Source organism: Massilia sp. AB1 (assembly GCF_018119385.1).
In the GTDB taxonomy this organism is placed as follows: Bacteria; Pseudomonadota; Gammaproteobacteria; order Burkholderiales; family Burkholderiaceae_D; genus Telluria.
Window position 1 is genome coordinate 114,005 of record NZ_JAGKSG010000006.1, and the last position, 21,459, is coordinate 135,463.

A 21,459-nucleotide genomic window follows, 5' to 3' on the forward strand; every position below is an offset into this window, starting at 1 on the left:
TCTGTGTTGAGTTGTCCGTCGGTGGAACGGGCTTGTGTTGACCACGACTTCCTTTTCGCAAGGGCCGTGCCAGCCCCGTTTTCGCCGCGCTCCCGCAGGGAGAAGCCCGGCCGGGCGAGCAGGCGCCGAAGAAGGCGCGCCCCTTTCTGGTACATCTGTTGCAATCTGTGACAGCGGCGGGAAGGCTCAGCGGATCAGCACTCCCCAGGGCAGCTGTCCGACGGCGATATCGTCCAGGCGGCGTCCCGTGGCGGTATCGATGACCGAGACGCTGTCCGAGCGCCCGTTGGCAACGTAGAGGCGCGCCCCGTCCGGCGTCAGCGCCATGTTCCATGGCCGCTTGCCGACCGGGATGGTCGCGGTGACGGCGTTGCGCACGGCATCGACCACCATCACGGTGCCGTCCGCGCCGTTCGAGACATAGACCTGCCTGCCGCCGGGGTGCACGGCGACGCCGGCCGTGTTCTTCCCGGCCGGGATCACGGCCAGGCTGCGCCGGGCGGCCATGTCGACCACGTGTACCGCGTTGGCCAGCTCGCAGGCGATATAGGCGCGGCTGCCGTCGGGACTGAAGCCGATGCCGCGCGGGCGCAGGCCGACCGCGACCGAACCCGCCTGGCGGCGCTGCGCGACATCGATCACGTCCACCTGCTCCGCGTCCTCGGCGCTGACGAGCAGCCAGCGCCCGTCGGGGCTGAAGACGGCGTGTTCCGGGTTCTTGCCCGCCACTGGGATCTCGGCCAGGATGCGCCGGCTGGCCGCGTCGATCAGGGCCACGCTGTTGCCCTCCTCGACCGCCACCGCCAGCAAGCGCCCGTCGCTGGACGCGCTGACGCCTTCCGGCGACTTCCCCAGGGCGATGGTAGCGAGCGTGGTGCCGGCAGCGGCGTCCAGCGCCAGCAGCGCGCTGCTGCCGGCGTCGGTGACGTACAGGATGCGGCCTTGCGGATCGGCGGCGATGCCGCGCGGGCGCTTGCCGGCGGCGATTTCGCGCACCACCGTGCCGGTGGCCGTGTCGATCACGCTGAGGGTGGCGGACTTTTCGTTGGGGATGTAGGCAAGCGGCGCGGCAAGGGCGGCAGCGCCGGACAGGATGCCGGCCAGGGCCAGGCAAACTCGAAGAGAAGACATGATCGGCCTTTCGTAGAAGCGTCCGGGAGACGCGGTACGGAGGCAAATGCAAGCGCCGTGCCATTGCGGCGCAAGCCGGTCACGGGCGCACGGCCTTCACCCCATGCTTCTCGAACAGGGCCGCCAGTTCGCCGCTTGCGGTCATCTCGTTGACGGCAGCCTGCAGGCGGCGCGCCAGGTCCTCGTTGTCCTTGCGGACCGCCATCCCGACCGCCCATCCGTTGCGCGGCATGCGCTGGAAAGCCAGCTCCTCGACCGGAAAGGCCGGATCGTCGCGCAGGGCCGTTTCGACCTCGGAGCGCTTGGCCAGCACCGCGTCGAGCGCACCCGCCTTCAGCGCGGCCAGGGCCTCGCCCGCCGTCGGATAGATGCGGACCTGCTCGCGCAGGCGCGCCTCGCCCAGCATCAGCATGCCGGCGATCGAGACCTTCTCGACGCCGATGCGCTTGCCGGCCAGCGAATCGACGCCCTGCAGCTGCGGGATCGCCGCCGCACTGCGCGCCAGGCGCAGGCTCTCCACATAATAGGGTGCGAAGATCCTGACCTGCGGGTTGTCGGCCATCAGCCGGCTGTCGACCGGCACGTGCAGCATGACGTCCGCCGGGCCGTAGCCGAGATAATGGCCCTTCCACACCATGTTGCGCAGGTCGTCCGCGACCTCCTCGTCCGCCGGGAAAGGCATCAGGCTCAGGCGCAGGCCCAGCTTCGCAGCCAGGGCCTGGGCCAGGTCCACGTCAATCCCCGCTCCCTTGTCGGAAAAGGGAGCGAACTCGTTGTAGACCGCCACCTTCAGCGCGCCGCTTTCGCGGATCTTGTCCCAGCCGGCGCGTGCCGGGGCGGCGGCGGCGAATGCCGCGGCGGCGCATGCCAGCAGCGCGCGGCGCCGGCTCATCAAACGCTTGCTCATGCTTGGCCTCTACGGTTGGTGGATCAGTTGGACTCGCGGCGCGATTCGAGGTAGGTCTTGATGGCCCACATCGCTTCCTGGTTGAACACCCCTTCGAAGGGCGGCATGTACACGGCGCCGTTGCGCACCTTCCCGTTGCGCACGGAGGTGAGGTAATAGTTGTCCATCTCCTTGTAGCAGGCGGCCTTCTTGGCGGCGTTCTTCATGCCGGTGCAGTCGCGGTCCAGCTGGCGCAGGTCCGGCGCGATGCCGCCCGATACCGCTTCCAGGCCGTGGCAGCGGGCGCAGTTCTGGTTATAGGCCGATGCGCCGACCTTGAGCGCGTGAGGATTGGCGCGGTAGGGATTCTCGTCGCGCCACTGCTTGCCCAGGTCGGGCAAGCCCTTGGTGTCGACGGCTTGCGGCGTGACCGGGCCGTGCGCCTGCACGAAGGCGGGGGTGCTGGCGGCGGCGAGTGCGAGTGTGGCGGCGAAAACGCGGATGGGGTGCTTCATGCTTGTCTCCTGCTGGTTATCGAGTTGGGTAATCGAACAGGAGCAATTGGTGTGCCATGGGCCGGCCCGGCGATGAGGATGCCAAGCTGTTGCAGCTTGGAACAGTTGTGCCAGCCGGCGGTGCGACGTTCAGGGACAGGCGGCGCGCAAGCTAGTTGGCCACGCCGCGCGAACCGCCAGGCTGGACCATCAACAGCGCGTCGTGTTCACGCCGGCGGCAGGCCGATGCGAAAGCGGATGCCGCCGCGCGGTCTTGCCGGAAGCGCTCGAACTGGCCAGGTGTCAGTGCGTAGTATTCCTCGTACTCGGCAAAATCGTTACGGACCGGCACGGAAAGGAAATAGCGTCCCGATGCCTCTTCCACGCCCAGCGAAAAGCGTTCTGCCCTGTTCACGATCAAGTCCTTGAATTTCATCGTTTCTTCCTTTGGCGGACGGCAGACCGCACGCCTTATGCATGCTCAATAATGTGGGCCGGGACGCCCTCTCCGGCTGAAGATTATTGCATAATTGCAACTTCAATGGCGCAGCTTTGCCCGACTACCTCATGAGGAGCCTCCATGCGTTTTCCCTTGTCCGCACGCCCAGTACTGCTCTCCGCCGCCCTGCTCGCCCTCACCGCCTGCGAGACGGGGCCGGCGCACCGCCTCGGCGATGCGAACGTGCCGCTGATGAAGCCGGGCTACGGCCTGGTGGCGACGATGGTGGTGCAGGCCAACCGCCTGCACAGCAACGACCAGCCGACCGCCATGTCGACGGCCGGGAGCACGATCGTCTACTTCGACACGGTGCGGGGTTCGGCCGGGTCGCCGTTCTGGGTGCTTCGGGGCGGCGGGGCGTTCGCAGGCTATGTGAACGTGGAGCAGCCGGCCAGGACCGACCGCGGCTACCCGGCCTTCCTCAAGCCGGTCAAGCCGGGCAAGTACTACCTGAGATCCTTAACGGTGGGTACGCCGGGTAACGAGCAGGTCGTGGGGCCGAAGGACGACACCGTGATCGAGGTGGTGGAAGGCGAAGTGACCTATGCGGGCCGCGTGCAGATGCAGACCTGGTGGACGGAAAAAGGCAACGGCTATGCGCCGGTGAGGAGGACCCTCGAGGTGCTCGACGAGTACGCGCAAGACATGGCGGCCTTCCAGGTGCGCGAGCCGCGGCTCGCCACGATGACGGTCAGGAATGGGGTGGCGCGCCAGCCTGCACATGCCGGATCCGGCGCGCTCCGCACAGACTAGAACACCAGATTGACGCTGCGCGGGCAGTGATCGCTGGTCTCGATACGCTGTCCCGGCGTCTGCACTACCGCCGTTTTGCGCGAGCCGAGCCCCTCGGGCTGGAGCGCCGCGAGCGGGCCGCTGAGCACGATATGGTCCAGGCCCGAGAAGCCGCGGCAATTCGCGTCGACGCCCGTCAAGGGCACCTGCTTGAGGGACCGGGTGCCATCGTCCAGCTCCTGCCACAGGTAGCGCGTCGCCACCTTGCCGTCCGCATCCTGCTTCGGCACGCCGGCCGGATTGCTTCCGTCCGCGCGCACCTGCTCGGGGCGGATCGCGGCGGCGGCCTCTTCGTCGATGCGGCGGTTGAAGTCGCCCAGCAGGACGAACTCGGGGCTGCGCTGCGCGACCTTGTCGAGCCAGCGCTCCAGCGGCGCCACCTGGCGGTTCAGGACCTGGCAGGCGCCGGCGCGATCGTCGAGCAGGCGCGCCTGATAGATAGGTGTCGGCACGATGTTGGCGCAGCTGGACTTCAGGTGCACATTCAGGAAGCTGATACGGCGCCCCGGCAGTTGCAGCTCGAGCGCCAGGCCCGGGCGCACCTTGCGCGCTTCCGGATCAGCGGGATTGTCGCTCACCGCCAGGCCTGTCTCCACGCTGCAGCGCCCGGGCTCCTGGCCCAGGCTGCGGTCCCAGGCGAAGGCCACGGTCTGGAAGCCCTCGTGCGGCGCGTCGCACACGCTGAAGCGCCCGGCGTGGCGGCCGAGCAGCTGCTTGATGACCTCGGCCGAGCGCACTTCCTGGAAGGCGATCACGCGCACCTGCTGCGTCGCGATCAGGTTGTTGATCGTCGCCTGCAGGCCGGCCAGCTTGGCGGCGTAGTCGCTGCTGGCCAGCGGCGCCGAGGCGCCACGGCCCTGGTAGGCGGAGCATGGGGGCATCATGGCCAGCTGCGCGGGCCCTCCCGCCAGGCGCTCGGTGTCGGCGGCGCATTGTTTCGCTGCGCGCACGGCTTCTTCGCTGGCGGACGCCTGTCCCCGCTCGCGCCGGGGACGTGTATCGCACCAGGAGACGGCCTGGCAGACGGCGGCGTGGCGGTCGAAGTCCTGCTGCGAACCAGCCCAGGCCATGTTAAAGGAGGCAACCCCGATCTGCGTCGGCGGCTGCGGGACGGGTTGGGCGGCACAGCCGGCCAGCGTGGCGAGGATCGCTGCCGGAAGCGCGAACGACAGCGGTCTAAAGGAAAACTTCGAGGTTGACATCGGGGCTCTCATTGGTTGGACGCATGCTGGCCATACGATTGGCCGAAATGACAAGCATTATGACGCCATTCCCCTGATCCAGACCAGTACTACACGTGTCGCCGGCGAAGGATCTGGCCCACTCCGCGACTTATAGGAAAGGCCAGGAAAGGATGCGCTTCGCGTGCAGCACCACACGCCCGAGCAGATAAGCGGCAGCCAGGCTAAGCGCCAGCATGCCGCGCACATCGCCCGTGAACGCCAGCCACACCCCGCCGACGGTGGCGCCGGCCACCAGGACCATCAGCCACAACTCGATACTAAGGAAGAAAACGATAGCTTCGCGCCAGACGCGCAGCATCAACGCGAGCGCTTCCTTGACTGTCTTGATTCCGTAAAACATGGTGATGTTCGCAAAATAGCAAATGTGAAGCCAGAAATGACAATCGCCGGCTTGAGCCGGCGATTGTCTTGATTCTGGAGGCGAGGACGGGAGTCGAACCCGTCTAGACGGCTTTGCAGGGCGTATTATACTCAACAATTTCAAACACTTAGGCGAGAACCACAATTTTCGCCTCTTGAGTTCGTTCACCTTGGTCTTCATCAAGCAAGGAACTGAGGCTCTAGCAATAGGCATCTGGCGCAAGATCCGCAAACAGGAAAGACCCACCGCGCGAGCTTGCGTTACGAATTCGAAACCGAATCTGTGCTTGGCATGTTAGCGTCCGGCATAGTACCGCGCCAGCTCCGCAATTTCCGCATCGTTCAGGTTGCGGACGGCATTGCGCATCTGGCCATTGATGTCGTTGGCCCGGCGTCCGTCGCGGAAGGCGAGCATCTGGTCGCTCAGATAGGCCTCGGACAGCCCTTCGAGCACCGGCGTCGCCGGCCTCACCGCATGCGGGCTGTGACAGGACGAGCAGGCGCCGACGCTGCGCATCGGATCGCCGTTGCGCACCAGCCGCGGCGTTCCGCTGGCCGAGGGCGCGATGTCGGCGATGCGTTCGCGCTCGAGCGAGGCGTAATAGGCGGACAGGTCGCGCATGTCCTGGTCGTCCAGCTCGGCCACCAGGGGTTGCATGATGGCGCTCGGCCGGTGGCCGGAAAGGAAATCGCGCAGCTGCTTGTACGTGGCGGAGGCCGGCTGCCCGGCCAGGTGGGGCGTGCCGGCCGGACTGGTGCCGCGCGCGCCGTGGCACATGGTGCAGGCCATCGCCAAGGTCGCGCCCCTACCAACCGACGCCTCGCCCACCTCCATCATGTGCGCGTTGACGATGACGCTGCTCGGGTACTTTTGTTGTTCCGCCGGCAGTCCGGCCGCCCGGAAAGGCGCCGGCGCTCCGACGGCGCTGCAGATCGCCTCCCACATGCTCTGCATGACATTGCGCTCGTGGGCCTTCGGCAGCCAGACGAGTCCGATGAAGGCGGCCACCAAGGCGATCACGAGGATCGCGCCCACGCTCCCGGCAAACCAGCGGTTGCGCAGGGAAAAGATTCTTTCGTCGCTCATGGCTGGCTCCCTACCGGCACGGCCGGCACCGAGGTCTGCTTGAGCGCCATCAGCTGGCTGATCGGGTAGCCGTAGTTCACGATCGACAGGCCGATCATCAGCGCCAGCCACAGCGCGTAGCCGTTCAGCGCGGCCGGTAGCCGCCCTTCGTTGTGCGCCACCTGGCTGAAGCGAAATTCGGGCAGCTCGATGCGCCCGCTGCGGTGGCCGCCCAGCAGCACCAGCAGGAACAGCAGACCGGACACGACAAGGATCAGGCCGCCGAAGAAGGTGATGATCACCGTAATGGCCTGGGGCGCGATCTCGGGATTGCTGTAGTCGAAGTAGGCCATGCGGCGCGGCATGCCGAGCACGCCGACCACGTGCCAGGGGAAGGTCAGCACGATCATTCCGACGAACCACAGCCACAGCTGGGTGCGCATGAGGCGGCCGCTGGCGAGTTGTTTGCCGGTCAGGTGGGGCCACAAGTCGTAGGCCAGCGCAAAGTACATGATGACGATGGCGCCGCCGAAGATCAGGTGGAAGTGCCCCGTGATCCACTGCGTGTTGTGCACGGCGAAGTCGAGCTGGTAGCTCATGTTGATCAGGCCGCCCGCCCCGCCGAAGCCCAGCAGGATGAAGGAGAAGGCCACCGCCAGCATCATCGGGTTCTTCCAGGGCAGCGCCTTCACCCAGCCGAAGGCACCGCGCCCGCCGCGCAGGCGTCCCGCGATCTCGACCGAGGCGGTGATGGTAAAGATGGTCAGGAAGGTCGGGATCGAGACCATGCCCGTGAAGACCGCATGCAGGAACTTCATGCCCGAGCCCACCTGCGGGTCCTGGAACAGGTGGTGTACGCCGATCGGCATCGAAAACACCAGGAACAGCACGAAAGAGATGCGCGCCATCTTGTCGCTGTAAAGGCGCCCGCCGATGGCGCGCGGCACCAGCGTATAGAAGGCGATGTAGGCAGGCATTAGCCAGAAATACACGATCGCATGCAGGGTCCAGGAAAAGAACACGCGGGCCAGGCCGGCATCGATGGTGTTCTTGAAGCCAAGCGCGACCGGCAGGATCATGAACAGGATCTCGATCGCCGCCCCCAGCGAAGTCCAGGCCCACAGGTAGGCGCCGGCCAGGTTGGCGAACATCGGCAGCGGCACGGCGGCGCCGGGATTCGCCTTTTTCCAGACATACAGGTTGAACGACATCAGCGCCACCCAGATCCACGAGCCGACCACGACCAGCACCACGCCGATGTAGTAGAACGCATTGCCGATCAGGGGCGGGTAGAAGGTGTACAGCACCGTGGCCAGGCCCATCGAGACCGGCACCATGGCGGTCACCGTGCCCAGCACGACCAGGAAGAATCCGATCCAGGCCCAGCGTTTGCCGACCAGGGTCTGCTTGAGCGCCAGTTCGACGATGGCGTAACCGAAACCCATCGCCACCAGGGTCGGGAACACGTAGCCCATCGCCGAGCCATGGGCCGTGACCGCGCGGTAGTACAGCTCGGGATTCCCGATCCAGTCGCGCAGCGGGCTGCGGATGTACATCTGCCATTCGCCCAGCAGCAGCGCCACGAAGAAGGCGATGAAGGCGATCCAGAAGTGCGCCAGCACGAGGCGCCTGGTGTCATTGTCCAACACAGCTCAGCCTCCTTCCGTTCGCGGCCAGGCGCATGAATTCGGCCTTCTCGACGATCTTCACCTTCGCCCACATGGCGGCGTGGCCCACCCCGCAGTATTCGTGGCAGGGCATGACGTGCTCGCCGGTCTGTTCGAACTTCGTGCGGAAATTGGAGATATAGCCGGGCAGGAGCATGACGTTGACGTTGCTCTTGCTGATCGAGAAGCCGTGCACCACGTCGGCCGCCGTGCCGCGGATGTGGACCGGCGTGTCCTTCGGCACCAGCAGGCAGGAGGGGGTGAACGAATACTGGTTGGCCAGCACGCGCACCATGACCGTGCCGTCGGGCTCGACGCTGGAGCCCAGGTTGCTCTCGATGAATTCGCCCGAGATGTGCAGGGTGCCGGGATCGATGGTCTCGGTGCGCACCGGCGGCATGGCGGCCCAGTGCAGGCTCATGTAGGCCATCATCCCGACCAGGAACAGGACGATGGCGCCGACCAGGATGGCCCAGCGCGACTCGGCGCCATGGGCGACCGCTGCGCCGGGCGAGGCGTCGTGGGCCATCTCAGTCCCCTCCCCGCGCCAGGTAGACCAGCACATAGAAGGCCACCCACATCGCCATCACGATGGCGACCGCCAGGCCGGCCACGGCAAAGGCGCCGCGCGGCCCCTGTGCGACCACGGCGTCGACGCGCTGCTGGTCGAAGCTGGCATCGCTTTCCCTCGGTTCCAGGATCATGGACTCTCCTCGATGGACTCATTCAACCGTTGCCGAGCGCAGCTCGTTGACTTCACGTTCGCTCACCGGCGCGCCGCGGTTGCCCCAGGCGGTGCGGATATAGGTCACGACGGCGGCGATCTCCCCGTCCGACAGTGAATGGAAGAACGGCGGCATTCCGTAGGGCATCGGATTACGGCGGGTGCCCGGCGGATAGCCGCCGTTGAGCACCATGCGGATCGGGTTGACGGCCGAGGTCATCGTGATCGACTGGTTGGCGGCCAGCGGCGGATAGTGGGGCAGCTTTCCGCGACCCTGGGCCCCGTGGCAGCTGGCGCACTGGGCGTCGTAGACGCGCTTGCCCTGCGTGAACTGCTGGGTGAGGTTGGCGCGCGCCGGGGCGTTCGCCGGGTCGCTCTGCATCGGCTGGTCGGCCGGCAGGCTCTTGAGGTAGACCGCCATGGCGCGCACGTCTTCCGTCGTCATGAACTGCAGGCTGTTGAAGGTCACCTCGGCCATCGGGCCGTAGACGGTGCCGCGGTTCGACACGCCTTTCTGCAGCAGGTCGATGATGTCCTGGATCTCCCAGGTGCCCAGCCCTGCCTCCTTGTTCGAGGTGAGCGAGGGCGCATACCAGTTCTGCATCGGGATCAGGCCTCCCTGGAAGGCGCGTTCCTGCGAGGAGCCGCCCAGCGCATTGATCGGGGTATGGCACATCGAGCAGTGGCCCAGCCCCTGCACCAGGTAGGCGCCGCGGTTCCACTCGGCCGACTTGGTCTTGTCGGGGACGTATTCGCCCTCCTGGAAGTACAGCGTGCGCCAGCCGATCAGCAGCGCCCGGTTATTGTAGGGAAAGCGCAGGTCATGCTGGCGAGAGGCCAGGCGCACCGGCGGCACAGAGCGCAGGTAGGCAAAGATGGCGTCGCTGTCGGCGCGGGTGACCTTGGTGTAGCTCGCGAAGGGCATGGCCGGATACAGCAGCTCGCCGTTGCGCGAGCGGCCGGTGCGCATCATCTTGAAGAAATCGTCGGCGGTCCACTTGCCGATCCCGGTCTGCGGGTCGGGCGTGATGTTGGGGGCATAGAGCGTGCCGAAGGGCGTGGGCATCGGCCGGTTGCCCGAGAAGATCTTGCCGCCAGGGACAGTGTGACAGGCGATGCAGTCCCCCGCTTGGGCAAGATACTTGCCGCGTTCGACCAGCGCCTGCTGTGCACTGCCTGCCGGCCGCGCGGCCGGCCGCGCCGTTTGCTGCGCCGGTGCGGGCGCCTGCATGGCCGCCAGCAGGAGCGCGGGCGCCAGCCACCGGGCCGTCCGTGCAGAGAATCGGATCGGGTTCATTTCGGCGCTCCTCCCTGGCTCGCGTGCTGGCTCCCGCAGCGCAGCGGCAGCGCGGCCGGGGCCGTCTTCGCAGGACGGGCATTGGTGACCGGGCGCGAGGCAAGGTAGGCCGCAACGGCAGCCACCTCCGGCTCGCTGAGCGTGGACGAGATCACCTGCATGCAATCTGGGGCAAGCGCGGTGCGCACCCCGTAGCGCCAGGCGCCGAGCTGGGCGCTGACATAGTCGGCGCGCAGTCCGAGCAGGCCAGGAATGCCCGGTTCGCGGCCGGCCAGGTCGGCGCCGTGGCAGGCGATGCAGGCCGGCAGGCGCTTGCCCGGCACACCCTGGGTCACGATGCGCTCGCCGTCACGCAGAAGTTGCGGCGAGGCGTTGACGGGAGGCTGGGCCAGCGGCGGCGGGTTCTGCGCGGCGAAGTGTTCCGCCATCTTGTACAGGTAGCTGTCGGGCAAATAGGCCAGCAGGTAGTTCATTGGCACGTACTTGCGGCGGCCGTCGCGGAAGGCCACCAGCTGATTGTACAGGTAGCCGGTCGGCTTGCCGGCGAGGCGGGGAAAATAGACGTTGTCGACGCCCCGCCCGGCGGCGCCATGGCAGCCGATGCAGGCCGCAACCCGCGCCTCCATCGTGTCTGGAATACGCTCGCCGGCCGGGCCGGCCTGGGGCTGGGCCATGGCAGGTAAGGCAATCACCAAACTGATGACGAGAATCGGGCGCCAATCCATGTGGAGACTCCAGACAGTTTCTACATATGGGCAAGGTTGTTCGAAAAGTACCATCGGTACGGCAGACCTGACGCACGGTTCGTTGACGTGCTAGCCGTGCTGGCTGGGCCAGCATCGTTCCGCCCATGCTGCTTCACCTGGGTTTCAGGAGATGCTTTTCGATCGCTGGCCCGAGCAGACGCTCCACGTCGACCAGGTAAATGTCGGCCCCAGCCCGGGAGATGCGGCCGGTCAGATAGGGAAACCGGCAGGCCAGCGCATCGGACGGGGGCGCGATTTCCGCGCACTCGACGTCGAGCCCACCCTCGATCCGGTCGACCACGAGGGCAAACTTCCTGCGATAGACCATGGCGACCAGGGCCGGCGCCCCCGCCATGGGGCATTGCCGAGACTCGGGCCTGCGGTAGTCGACCAGCGGAATCAGGCTTCCCTCGTGCAACATGACGTAACCGGGTTCGTGACGAGTAACGGCGTGCATGGCTGAAATTCCGATCACGCCGCTGATATGGACGGTTTCTGCCGCCAGGTCGGCGCCCAGGGCCGCAAACCTGAGGCAGCGGACCGGCGTATACACGCGCGAGGCTTGCGGAACGGTCACAGCGCGTGCCCCTGTACCACGGTCCCTGACTGCCGCCTGCGCAGCGACAGATACTGTCCGGCCGCGCCGCCGAGGTCCCGGATCAGCAGCAGCATGGCCAGGGCCTGGAACAGTCCGGCGGGCCGCGCCAGCACGGCGGGTGCAAACGGCGCCGCGGCCAGCAGTCCAAGCGCCACCACATGCCAGCGCCACTGCCTCAGCGCACGTTCTCCATCGAGGATGTTCTTCAGCGCCGGCACCCGTTCCCGCGGCAGCGACGCGTCGGATTGCAGGTGATACCAGACCAGGAAAGGCACGATCTTGTACAGCATGCCGTTCACGGCCGACATCCCGAAGCCGGCGATCACGAGGATGCCGATCAGGAGCGGGCGCTGGTCGGCGCCGAGCGGCAGGAAATGGACCAGCGCCGCCAGCGCGAGGCTGCCCATCGCCAGGACCCAGTAATACGTGCCCACGTCCGCCGGCCGCTTGCGCTTGCGGAAGAACAGGAGCGTGGCGCCGGCATAGCGCAGCAGCAGCAGGGCCACGCCGGCCTCCGCCGCCAGGCGCAGCGCGCCCACGCCCGCCAGGGCCGCGGCGCTCCACCCTGCCACCAGCGCCACCAGCGCGGCGGGCAGCCAGGATTCGAGCGAACGCGGATAGGCCGGGGTCCCCTGGAACATCGGGATGACCTGGAAGGACACCGTCGCCGTCAGCGCGACCACCCATCCGACCAGGCCCCAGGAGGCATGGATGTCGGTCAGCAGCGGGGCGTCGAGCGGCCCCATGCCGCTCAGGTACAGGGCCAGGGAAGCGCCCAGGCCGATGGTGACGGCCAGCCCCGCCGAGGCCAGGCGCACGCCGCGCACCAGCGGCCTGGCGACCGGGGCGATCTTGTGCGAGATCGCGGTGCCGACCGCGGCCAGGACCACGAAGCCGGCCAGGCCAAGCACCCCTGCCGCCGCCTGGTAGGCAGCGGGCCCCAGGCCCAGGCCCAGCGCGCCGGCCAGCAGCAGCGTGCCCAGTGCCAGCGCGCCCCAGGACAAGGCGGCCACCGGGCGCGCCAGCGGGATGCCGACGCCGGCGACCGTCGGCAGCAGCTGGAACAGCGCCCCGACGATGGTCATGGTCAGGAAACCCAGGGTCAGCAGGTGCGTCATCGCCAGGGTGACGGGCGTCCAGCGCGAGGCGAGCGCCGTTTCGCCCTGCCAGGCCAGCAGCAGGGCCGCCGCCAGGGCGAAGCATGGCGCCGCCAGCAGGAAGGGAAGCGGCACCTGGATCGGCGGCATCGCCGTATAGGTCAGGGATCGTTGCATGGGATTTTCTGGATCAGGAGGTCGAACCGGTGGTCGGCCCGGACGCTCGTCCGGTAGCCGTAGCCATGGCGGTCGAGGATCTTGTACAGCGGGTGCGGCTCGCGGTCGATCAGCACCTGGAGACGCTGCTGCGGCGCCATGGCCGCCAGCGCTTCCAGTATTTGCTCCATCGGCTCGGGCGGCAGCAGGCCGGAGACGTCGAGCGGGATCGTCGCGGTCGAATGGGTGCTCATGATGATTCCTCAGATCGGGGCCGGGTCAAGGTCCTGGCAGGGAGACAGCAGGTCGGCCAGGGTCACGCGGTCGAGTTCGTGCAGGTAGGCGGCGGTGGCGCGCGCCAGCGATGCGCGCAGGCGGCAGTCGGCGTCGAAAGGACATTCCCTCGCCTCGCCGGCGAAGCATTTGACCATATGAAAATTGGGCTCCGTGCGCCGGACCACCTCCCCCATGCGCAGCAGTCGCGGGTCCCGCGCCAGGCGCATGCCGCCGCTGCGGCCGCGCAGCGTGTCGATCAGGCCGCAGGCGCCGAGCTCGTTGACGACCTTGGCCAGGTGGTTGCGCGAGATGCCGTAGCGGCGCGCGATCTCGTCGACCGTCACGATGCGGTCGCGGTGCTGGCCCAGATACAGCAGCAGGCGCAAGGCATGGTCGGTGAATTCCGTCAGGCGCACGGCCGGCTCCTCATGCGCGCACCACGAAGTCGATCACCACGTCGCCCGGCGAGCGGCGGTGGTAGACGACGTTCAGGCGTTCGCCGAAGTGTTCGCCCAGCTCCGCCAGCAGCGGCAGCGGATCGTGGTCGTTACAAAAGCGCATGGTTTCGCCGGGGAGCAGCGCGCGCAGGGCGCCGAAGATCGCGGCATGGCGGAAGCGGCGTGCGATGCCGCGCGCGTCGAACACCCAGGTACGGTTGGAGACGTTCGGTTCAGAGCAATTGTGCGACATGGGAAACTCCTTTCGATGATTTCGATAATCCGGCCGCGGCGCGGCCGGGGTAAGACATCAGGCGGACATCAGGCCCGCACCGGCAGCGCTTCCGCCACCGGCCTGCGCCCGCCGCGCATCAGGCGCAGCACGAACAGCGCCAGGAACACGGTGCCCACGGCGAACACCACGTCGCCCGGGACCCGCAGCCACACCATGTTCTCCATGAAGGGCGAGTGGATCACCTGCGCCGAGCGGGCGTACCACATGCCCTTGCTGATGCTGGCGACCGCCTGGTAGATGCCGGCCGGGACCAGCGACAGGAACACCATCATGGCCAGGCCGATGTTCAGCAGCCAGAACATGGGCCGCAGCAGCGCGTCCGACCAGGCGGCGCGCGCGCTCAGCCCGCGCAGGCAGAACAGCATCAGGCCGATGCCCAGCATGCCGTAGACGCCGAACAGGGCGGCATGACCGTGGGCGGCCGTCATGTTCAGGCCTTGCATGTAGTACAGCGCGATCGGGGTATTGATGGCGAAGCCGAGCAGGCCGGCGCCGACGGTGTTCCAGAAGCCGACCGCGATGAAGCACAGGATCGCCCACTTGTAGTTGCGGACCCAGGCGGCGGCCCGGGTGCGCTGGTAGTTGCGCCAGGCCTCGAGGCCGATCAGCGACAGCGGCACCACTTCCAGCGCCGAGAACATCGAACCGATCGCGATCACCGAGGTCGGGGTGCCGGTAAAGTACAGGTGATGCAGGGTGCCGAGGATGCCCCCGAACAGGAACACGATGGTCTCGAGCACGATGGCGCTGTTGGCCGAGGCCGCGCGGATCAGGCCCAGGCGGGTGAACAGCAGCGCGATCACGGCGGTGGCGAAGACCTCGAAGAAGCCCTCCACCCACAGGTGCACCAGCCACCAGCGCCAGTATTCGACCATCGAGTAATGGGTCCCGCGGCCCCAGGTCAGCGAGGTGGCGTAGAAGCCGCCGATGCACAAGGCAGCCAGGAAGACCATGGCGATCAGGCCGCGGCTCTCGGACGGCTTGCGCAGGGCCGGCCACAGGCCGCGCCCGAGCAGGAAGGCCCAGAACAGCAGGCCGGCGAACAGCAGCACCTGCCACACCCGGCCCATGCTGGTGAATTCCAGGCCCTGGTTGCCGATCCAGAAGGAGAATTCGCTGCCGGCGCCGCGCAAGGTGCCGAGCCAGCCGGTGGCGGTGGAGCCGGCCACGATGAACAGCAGCGCGTAGAACAGCACGTCGACGCCCAGTTTCTGGTACTTCGGCTCATGGCCGGAAATGGCCGGCGCGATGTACAGGCCGGTGGCCAGCCAGGCGGTGGCGATCCACAGCACCGCGAACTGGGTGTGGATGGTGCGGCTCACGGTAAAGGGAAGCACGTCGCCCAGCGGAATGCCGAAGAAGCTGTTGCCCTCCACCGCATAGTGTGCCGTGATGACGCCCATGCCCACCTGGGCCAGGATCAGGCCGACCACCACGAAGAAGTACTTGCGGGTAGCGCGCATCGAGGGCGTGGCCTTCAGGTCGATCAGGGGATCGCTCTTCGGCGCCGGCGGATCTTCCTCGTCCTTGTGCATGCCATGGAAGAAGACCATGGCGGCGATGGCGCCGATCATCAGGATCACGCTCGCGATCGACCAGATGCCGGCGCCGGCGGTCGGGGTGTTCCCGGCCAGCGGCTCGTGCGGCCAGTTGCTGGTGTAGCTCAGGCCCGTCTCGCCCGGGCGGTCGGCGGCCGCGGCCCAGGCCGACCAGAAGAAGAAGCCGGTGAGCGCGGCGCGGTCCTGTTCCGCCGCCAGCGAGTTGGGGCGCATCGCGTACTGCTCGCGCAGGCCGTCCAGGCCGGCCTCGTCGCCGAACAGGCCGGCGTAGTGGCGCGCCACTTCGCGCACGGCCTCGGCGCGCACGGCGGACAGGGAGAGCGTGCCGCTGGCCGCGTCATAGGTATTGCGGCGCAGCTCGGCGCGCACCAGCGCGTCGACATGGCCCTGGCGCGCCGCATCCAGGCGCGCGTAGCCGGCGCCGAATTCGCGCCGCGCCAGCGCATCCTGCAGCGCCTCGGCTTCGCGGTGCAGCCAGTCGGCCGACCAGTCCGGGGCGACATAGCTGCCGTGGCCCCAGACGGTGCCGAGCTGCTGGCCGCCGGCCGCCAGCCAGGCCTGCTGGCCCTGCTGGATCTGGCCGGCAGAATACAGGACGCCTCCCTGCGGATCGGTGACGGTGACCGGTATCGGCGGCGCCTGCAAGTAGATTTCCCTGCCGACCCAGCCGAGTACGGAGAAGGAAATCACGCAGATGACGGCGAGCCATGTCCATAGTTTTCTTGTGGCTTGCATGACTATTCCTTGTGAGTGATGAACGAAAGCGGTGTGCTACCGGCGCTCATCCTAGGGTTCCGCCCAAAATGATGCAAACAAATTGCATGTATTGGATATGCCAGATCAAGAAATCGCGACCTGCTCCCGCCGGCGCCGCTTTTTGCGCCTCCATCCCGTTGTGCCGGCGCCGGGCCCGGCATAAGCTGGCATGCGCATCCACATTGTTCAGCGAGCGACACGCCATGACTTCCTCCCCCGTTTTCGTTGATAGCCCTGCCCCCGATCTGCTGGCCCGCATGAGCCGTCCCGGCCCGCGCTATACCTCCTATCCGACCGCCGACCGCTTCGGCACGGTCTTCGGCGTCGCCGACTACCGCGCGGCGGTGGCGGCGCGGCGCGCCGCGGACCCAAGGCGGCCGCTGTCGCTGTACGTGCACATCCCGTTCTGCCAGTCGCTGTGCTACTACTGCGCCTGCAACAAGATCATTACCAGCGAGCGCGACAAGGCCGCCGTCTATCTCGGCTACCTGCTGCGCGAGATCGACATGCAGGCCGCCCTGTTCGACGGCATGAACCGGGTCGCGCAGCTGCATTTCGGCGGCGGCACTCCGACCTACCTGTCCGGCGAGCAGATGGGCGTCCTCACCAGTCACCTGCGCCGGGCCTTCGAGTTCGCCGGCGACGCCGAAGGCGAATACGGGATCGAGATCGATCCGCGCACGGTCGACGCCGCGCGCATCCACGAGCTGCGCGCCCAGGGCTTCAACCGCCTCAGCCTGGGGGTGCAGGACTTCGATCCGGACGTGCAGCGCGCCGTCAACCGCATCCAGCCGGCGGCGCTGACCCTGGACGCGATCGCGGCCGCGCGCGCGGCGGGCTACCGCTCCATCAGCATCGACCTGATCTACGGCTTGCCTAAGCAGAGCCCGGCATCGATGCGGCGCACCCTGGACCAGGTGGTGCAGGCCGGTCCCGACCGCATCTCGGTTTACTACTACGCCCACCTGCCCGAGCTGTTCAAGTCGCAGCGCCTGATCCGCGAGGAAGACATGCCCTCGGCCCAGACCCGGCTCGAACTGCTGGCGCTGTGCATCGCCCACCTGACCGGCAACGGCTACGTCTACATCGGCATGGACCATTTCGCCCGGCCGGACGACGAGCTGGCCCTGGCCCAGCGCCAGGGCCGGCTGCAGCGCAACTTCCAGGGCTATTCCACCCATGCCGGCGCCGACATGCTGTCCTGCGGCGTCTCGGCCATCAGCGCCGTCGGCGCGGCCTACAGCCAGAACGAGAAGTCGCTGGGACGCTACTACGCGCGGCTCGACCAGGGCGAGCTGCCGGTCGCGCGCGGCCTGAACCTCGGCACGGACGACCTGCTGCGGCGCGACCTGATCCAGCGCCTGATGTGCGACTTCAGCCTCGACGTCGAGGCCTTCGAGCGGCGCCATGGCATCGAGTTCGGCGCCTGCTTCGCGCGCGAAGCGGCGCAGCTCGCGGCCCTGGAGGCCGATGGCCTGCTGGCGCGCACGCCCGGCCGCCTTGACGTCACTCCCAGCGGGCGCTTCCTGGTCCGGAATATCTGCATGGTGTTCGACCGCTACCTGGGCAGCGCCGGCGCCCAGCCGCTGCTGCGCATGCCCTACTCGCGCACCGCCTGAACGGCGCCGCTCAGCCTTCGCGGCCATCGACGCGCGCCCGCAGCAGGTAAGGCCCGTAGGTGATGCAGTACAGCGCGAAGGCCAGGCTCCAGCAGATGCTCGCCGCCACCAGGCCGGCCCGGTACAGGCTGCCAGCACTCAGGGCCGCGGCCAGGCGCGCCAGCACGCCCGCCTGCAGCAGCAGGTACATGGCGGTCTCCGCCCGGCCGGCTTTCAGCATGCGCCCGGTATGCCCGAGCGCGGTGCGGGTGATCATGCCGATGATCAGGCCGCCCATCGCCCCCACGGTCAGCAGGTGCACGGCGGCGCTTTGCGGCGCGAGGCCCACGCAGGCCAGGGCCAGCATCAGGAAACCGAGCGGGATCCAGGCGTAGGAAACATGCAGGATCCACAGCAGCGGCGTACCCAGGGTCGCCAGCGGTTTCCAACCCGCCATGCGCAGCCCCTGGACCACCGCGGTCCCCGCGGCCAGCACGGCCAGCGGCAAGGACAGCGGCATCAGGGCCCAGGCCAGGCCGGTCGCCACGGTGAGCGCCAGGCTGAGCTTCTCCAGCCGGGGCGAGGTGGCCGTGCGCACGCCGCGCAACGCATTGGCGGTGAAGCTGGGGATAACGCGGCCGCCGAGTACGGATTCGATCACGATCACCGCCACGATGGCGGCGTACAGCGGCTGCACGGGCGAGACCGGCAGCCATCCCAGCACGGCGGCATGGAAGACGGCGTTGGCGGCCGCCAGCACTGCCAGCAGCGCCACCATCACCAGGTTGCGGGTATTGCCGGCGCGCCGGATCACCCGGTACAGCGGCCAGGCGGCCAGCGGCAGGAAGATCACGTCGAGCGCGGCCGCCGCCGCCGGCTGAAGGACCGCCATGCCCACGCGGCCGGCCAGCCACAGGGCCGCCAGCGCCGCCAGGTGGCCGCCGCGCGGCGTCCACAGGCCGGTCCAGTTGCGCCCGGCCGTGAACAGGAAGCCGACCACGATGGCGATCACGAAGCCGAACAGCATTTCGTGCATGTGCCAGGCCAGGGTCAGCTGCGGCGCGCCGGACCAGCCCAGCCAGGACGCGGTCCAGGCGGGCACCGCGACGCCGGCGAAGGCGGCGCCCAGCAGGTAGAAGGGTCGGAAGCCGAGGGCGAACAAAGGCTGCCCTTGCAGGCCCCCCGGGCGTGCCGGGGCGGCGGGATCGTCGATGCGTAGCAGTGTCATGGCAGGTTCCTGTGGTGAGAGGCGCCGCTCAGCCCTCGTAGGCGCGCAGGCGCTCGAGGTCGAGGATGGTGATGCTGCGGCCGGCGATGCCGACCAGGCCGCGGCCGGCCATGTCGTGCAGCACCCGCGAAAAGTATTCGGGCGTGATATTCAGGCGCGAGGCGACCATCTTCTTGCTTGCCGAAAGCGTCACCTCGCCGCCCTGGCGCGGATCGTCCTTGAGCAGGTAGCCCACCACGCGCTGGCTGCCCGAGCGCAGGGTATAAGACTCGACGTCGGAAATCAGGCCGTGCAGGCGCCGGCTCATCCCGGCCAGCATGCGGCGTGCGAAGCCCGGGTCGCGCTCGATCCCGGACAGGATCGCCTCTTTCCCGATGTGCAGCAGCATGCAGTCGGCCAGGGCCTCGGCCTGGACGATGTAGTCGCGCTCCATGAACATCAGCGCCTCGCCAAAGCTCTGCCCGGGGCCGATCAGCTCGACCACCTTCTCGTCGCCCTGGGAGGAAACGAAGCACAGCTTGACGCTGCCGTAGATCACGGTATGGAAGCCGTTGCAGGGGTCGCCCCGCTTGAAGATCACCCGCCCGCGCGGCAGGTGCAGCTCGGTGGTCGCCGCGGCCACCATGTCCATGTCCGCGGGAGCCAGGTCCGCGAACAGCGGCAGGCGCTTGAGGAACTGGCGGGGATCGATGCGGGTTCTGAGCATGGCGAGGGTCGGCTGGTGGAGGGCGGGAACGGCGCCGCAAGACGCCTTCCCGATGTCGTCATTACAAGCCAAATCTCATGAAAATCAAATACTTCCGAGAGAGGTTCGGCATAGTTCTTAATGACTAGGGCCGTTTAGTCCGTCATGCCGACTCTCCGCGGCGGCGCGAATCCCTACAATGGAAACCTGACGACCAAAGGAGGCCCGCATGCTGCGCGACCGTTTCGGACGATCCATCGACTACTTGCGGCTGTCGGTGACGGATCGTTGCGATCTCCGATGCACCTATTGCATCCCCACCGGCTTTCGCGGCTTCGAGGAGCCGGAACACTGGCTCAGCTTCGACGAGATGGAGCGCCTGGTGGCCGCGTTCGCACGCCTCGGGACGCGGCGCGTGCGCCTGACCGGGGGCGAGCCGCTGCTGCGCCGCGACGTCGCCGTCCTCGCCGGCCGCCTGGCCGCCCTGCCCGGCATCGAGGACTTGTCGATGTCGACCAACGCCACCCGCCTGGAGCGCCACGCCGGCGCCCTGCGCCTGGCGGGAGTACGCCGCATCAACGTCAGCCTCGACAGCCTCGACCGCGCATGCATGGAAAAGATCACCGGCCGCGACAGCCTGGCGCGCATCATGGACGGACTGATGGCCGGCAAGGCCGCCGGCTTCGAGCCGATCAAGATCAACATGGTGGCGATGCGCGGGGTGAACGACGGCGAGATCGAGGCCATGGCCGAATTCTGCATCGAGCACGGTTTCATGCTGCGCCTGATCGAGGTGATGCCGATGGGCGCCACCGGCCGCAATGCGGCCTACCTCGACCTGCAGGAAGTGCAGACCCGGCTGCGCGAGCGCTTCGGCCTGGTGCCGCAGGCGGCGGAACTGGGCGGCGGTCCGGCGCGCTACCTGGCCACTCCCGACGGCAGGTCCAGCATCGGCTTCATCACGCCGCTGTCCCAGCATTTCTGCGCCACCTGCAACCGGGTGCGCCTGTCGGTCGACGGCACGCTCTACCTGTGTCTGGGCCAGGAAGAGAAGTTCGAATTCCGCCCCCTGCTGCGCGGCGGCGCTTCGGACGCCGAGCTGGAAGCGGCGATCCGCGAGGCCATCGAACTCAAGCCCCACAAGCACGAGTTCAACGCCGCTCCCCAAAAAATCATCCGTTTCATGGCCCAGACCGGAGGCTGACGTGCAGGACATCGAAAAATTCATCCGCGGCTTCGGCCGTTTCCAGCAGCAGTACCTGAGCGAGCCGACCGCCCTCGACATCCTGCGCCAGGGCCAGCATCCGCGCACCCTGGTGATCGGCTGCTGCGACTCGCGCGTCGATCCGGCCCTGCTCACCGGCTGCGACCCGGGCGACATGTTCGTGGTACGCAACATCGCAAACCTGGTGCCGCCCTGCACGCCGGACGCGCCACCCGGCGTCAGTTCGGCCATCGAGTTCGCCGTCTGCGGACTGGAGGTGGCGCGCATCATCGTGCTCGGCCACGCCCGCTGCGGCGGCATCCGCGCGCTGATGTCGGCGCAGAGCGTGACCACCGAGACCGATTTCGTGGCGCGCTGGATGCGCATCGCCGAACCGGTGCGGCGCGACGTGCTGCGCGAACTGCAGCACAAGCACCAGGATGCCCAGTGCCGCGCGGCGGAACTGGCCAGCATCCTGCACTCGCTCGACAACCTGATGAGCTACCCCTGGATCGCGCGCCGTGTCGCCGAGGGCAAGCTGGCCCTGCACGGCTGGTACTTCGACCTGGCCGCCGGCACCCTGCTCGCCTACTCGCCGCGCAAGCAGGAATTCCTCAGCATCCTCGAGCCGATTGTTCCGCCCGCGGCGTGCGCCGCCTGATTC

General features: G+C 67.7%; 24 protein-coding genes. 4 read left to right on the top strand and 20 right to left on the bottom strand.

Annotation, left to right across the window (positions count from 1 at the left end; all coding sequences use genetic code 11):
• Positions 1-186 precede the first annotated feature (186 nt).
• From J8847_RS05720 to J8847_RS05735, 4 genes are all read right to left on the bottom strand, one after another.
• Positions 187-1,131 (bottom strand): beta-propeller fold lactonase family protein, encoded by a 945-nt coding sequence (locus tag J8847_RS05720; protein ID WP_211523718.1) that lies wholly within the window; start codon positions 1,129-1,131, stop codon positions 187-189.
• A gap of 79 nt (positions 1,132-1,210) precedes the next feature.
• On the bottom strand, positions 1,211-2,038 hold the full coding sequence (locus tag J8847_RS05725) for an ABC transporter substrate-binding protein (RefSeq protein ID WP_229512545.1): 828 nt from the start codon (positions 2,036-2,038) through the stop codon (positions 1,211-1,213).
• A gap of 23 nt (positions 2,039-2,061) precedes the next feature.
• Positions 2,062-2,532, bottom strand: a complete 471-nt coding sequence (gene pedF / locus J8847_RS05730) for a cytochrome c-550 PedF (RefSeq protein WP_211523719.1) — start codon at positions 2,530-2,532, stop codon at positions 2,062-2,064.
• Between the two features lie 151 nt (positions 2,533-2,683).
• Positions 2,684-2,947, bottom strand: a complete 264-nt coding sequence (locus J8847_RS05735; RefSeq protein ID WP_211523720.1) for a hypothetical protein — start codon at positions 2,945-2,947, stop codon at positions 2,684-2,686.
• Positions 2,948-3,091: 144 nt separating this feature from the next.
• On the opposite strand from J8847_RS05735, the gene J8847_RS05740 reads away from it, so the two are divergent.
• Positions 3,092-3,763: a hypothetical protein gene (locus tag J8847_RS05740; RefSeq protein ID WP_211523721.1), complete on the top strand. Its 672-nt coding sequence runs from the start codon at positions 3,092-3,094 to the stop codon at positions 3,761-3,763.
• Here J8847_RS05740 and J8847_RS05745 read toward each other — a convergent pair.
• From J8847_RS05745 to J8847_RS05810, 14 genes are all read right to left on the bottom strand, one after another.
• Entirely contained in the window at positions 3,760-5,004 is a 1,245-nt protein-coding gene (locus tag J8847_RS05745; RefSeq protein ID WP_211523722.1) for a hypothetical protein, read from the bottom strand. The genes J8847_RS05740 and J8847_RS05745 overlap by 4 nt on opposite strands.
• 130 nt (positions 5,005-5,134) lie before the next feature.
• Complete coding sequence (locus tag J8847_RS05750) at positions 5,135-5,386, bottom strand: hypothetical protein (RefSeq protein WP_211523723.1); 252 nt, start codon at positions 5,384-5,386, stop codon at positions 5,135-5,137.
• A gap of 315 nt (positions 5,387-5,701) precedes the next feature.
• The gene (locus J8847_RS05755) at positions 5,702-6,493 is read right to left on the bottom strand and encodes a c-type cytochrome (RefSeq protein WP_211523724.1); all 792 of its coding nucleotides are present in this window, start codon (positions 6,491-6,493) and stop codon (positions 5,702-5,704) included.
• Positions 6,490-8,094 (bottom strand): cbb3-type cytochrome c oxidase subunit I, encoded by a 1,605-nt coding sequence (locus J8847_RS05760; RefSeq protein ID WP_373999840.1) that lies wholly within the window; start codon positions 8,092-8,094, stop codon positions 6,490-6,492. Before J8847_RS05760 ends, J8847_RS05755 begins: the two co-directional genes overlap by 4 nt.
• A gap of 13 nt (positions 8,095-8,107) precedes the next feature.
• The gene (locus tag J8847_RS05765) at positions 8,108-8,668 is read right to left on the bottom strand and encodes a cytochrome C oxidase subunit II (RefSeq protein ID WP_211523726.1); all 561 of its coding nucleotides are present in this window, start codon (positions 8,666-8,668) and stop codon (positions 8,108-8,110) included.
• A 1-nt stretch (position 8,669) separates the two neighbouring features.
• Positions 8,670-8,843 (bottom strand): hypothetical protein, encoded by a 174-nt coding sequence (locus tag J8847_RS05770; protein ID WP_211523727.1) that lies wholly within the window; start codon positions 8,841-8,843, stop codon positions 8,670-8,672.
• 18 nt (positions 8,844-8,861) lie between these two features.
• A complete protein-coding gene (locus J8847_RS05775; RefSeq protein WP_211523728.1) occupies positions 8,862-10,160 on the bottom strand; it encodes a c-type cytochrome in 1,299 nt (432 codons plus the stop codon).
• The gene (locus J8847_RS05780; protein ID WP_229512547.1) at positions 10,157-10,834 is read right to left on the bottom strand and encodes a c-type cytochrome; all 678 of its coding nucleotides are present in this window, start codon (positions 10,832-10,834) and stop codon (positions 10,157-10,159) included. The genes J8847_RS05775 and J8847_RS05780 overlap by 4 nt, the downstream gene beginning before the upstream one ends.
• Before the next feature lie 184 nt (positions 10,835-11,018).
• Positions 11,019-11,483 carry a chemotaxis protein CheW gene (locus tag J8847_RS05785; protein WP_211523729.1) on the bottom strand — a complete coding sequence of 155 codons (465 nt, stop codon included), beginning with the start codon at positions 11,481-11,483 and terminating at the stop codon, positions 11,019-11,021.
• Positions 11,480-12,778, bottom strand: a complete 1,299-nt coding sequence (locus J8847_RS05790) for a permease (RefSeq protein ID WP_211523730.1) — start codon at positions 12,776-12,778, stop codon at positions 11,480-11,482. Before J8847_RS05790 ends, J8847_RS05785 begins: the two co-directional genes overlap by 4 nt.
• Positions 12,763-13,011, bottom strand: a complete 249-nt coding sequence (locus J8847_RS05795) for a DUF2249 domain-containing protein (RefSeq protein WP_211523731.1) — start codon at positions 13,009-13,011, stop codon at positions 12,763-12,765. Before J8847_RS05795 ends, J8847_RS05790 begins: the two co-directional genes overlap by 16 nt.
• Positions 13,012-13,020: 9 nt before the next feature.
• Entirely contained in the window at positions 13,021-13,449 is a 429-nt protein-coding gene (locus J8847_RS05800; protein ID WP_211523732.1) for an Rrf2 family transcriptional regulator, read from the bottom strand.
• A gap of 10 nt (positions 13,450-13,459) precedes the next feature.
• The gene (locus tag J8847_RS05805; protein WP_211523733.1) at positions 13,460-13,723 is read right to left on the bottom strand and encodes a DUF2249 domain-containing protein; all 264 of its coding nucleotides are present in this window, start codon (positions 13,721-13,723) and stop codon (positions 13,460-13,462) included.
• A gap of 68 nt (positions 13,724-13,791) precedes the next feature.
• Complete coding sequence (locus tag J8847_RS05810; protein WP_211523734.1) at positions 13,792-16,059, bottom strand: nitric-oxide reductase large subunit; 2,268 nt, start codon at positions 16,057-16,059, stop codon at positions 13,792-13,794.
• 224 nt (positions 16,060-16,283) lie between these two features.
• Here J8847_RS05810 and hemN point away from each other — a divergent pair, with 224 nt between their 5' ends.
• The gene (hemN, locus tag J8847_RS05815) at positions 16,284-17,699 is read left to right on the top strand and encodes an oxygen-independent coproporphyrinogen III oxidase (protein ID WP_211523735.1); all 1,416 of its coding nucleotides are present in this window, start codon (positions 16,284-16,286) and stop codon (positions 17,697-17,699) included.
• 10 nt (positions 17,700-17,709) lie between these two features.
• Here hemN and J8847_RS05820 read toward each other — a convergent pair whose 3' ends face one another.
• Together J8847_RS05820 and J8847_RS05825 are read right to left on the bottom strand one after the other, a co-directional pair.
• Positions 17,710-18,906 carry an NnrS family protein gene (locus J8847_RS05820; protein ID WP_211523736.1) on the bottom strand — a complete coding sequence of 399 codons (1,197 nt, stop codon included), beginning with the start codon at positions 18,904-18,906 and terminating at the stop codon, positions 17,710-17,712.
• Between the two features lie 28 nt (positions 18,907-18,934).
• A complete protein-coding gene (locus J8847_RS05825) occupies positions 18,935-19,612 on the bottom strand; it encodes a Crp/Fnr family transcriptional regulator (protein WP_211523737.1) in 678 nt (225 codons plus the stop codon).
• A 208-nt stretch (positions 19,613-19,820) separates the two neighbouring features.
• Here J8847_RS05825 and moaA point away from each other — a divergent pair, with 208 nt between their 5' ends.
• Both moaA and J8847_RS05835 read left to right on the top strand, forming a co-directional pair.
• Positions 19,821-20,795 (top strand): GTP 3',8-cyclase MoaA, encoded by a 975-nt coding sequence (gene moaA / locus J8847_RS05830; protein WP_211523738.1) that lies wholly within the window; start codon positions 19,821-19,823, stop codon positions 20,793-20,795.
• Position 20,796: 1 nt separating this feature from the next.
• Positions 20,797-21,456, top strand: coding sequence for a carbonic anhydrase (locus J8847_RS05835; protein WP_211523739.1), 660 nt, complete (start codon positions 20,797-20,799; stop codon positions 21,454-21,456).
• Positions 21,457-21,459 lie beyond the last annotated feature (3 nt).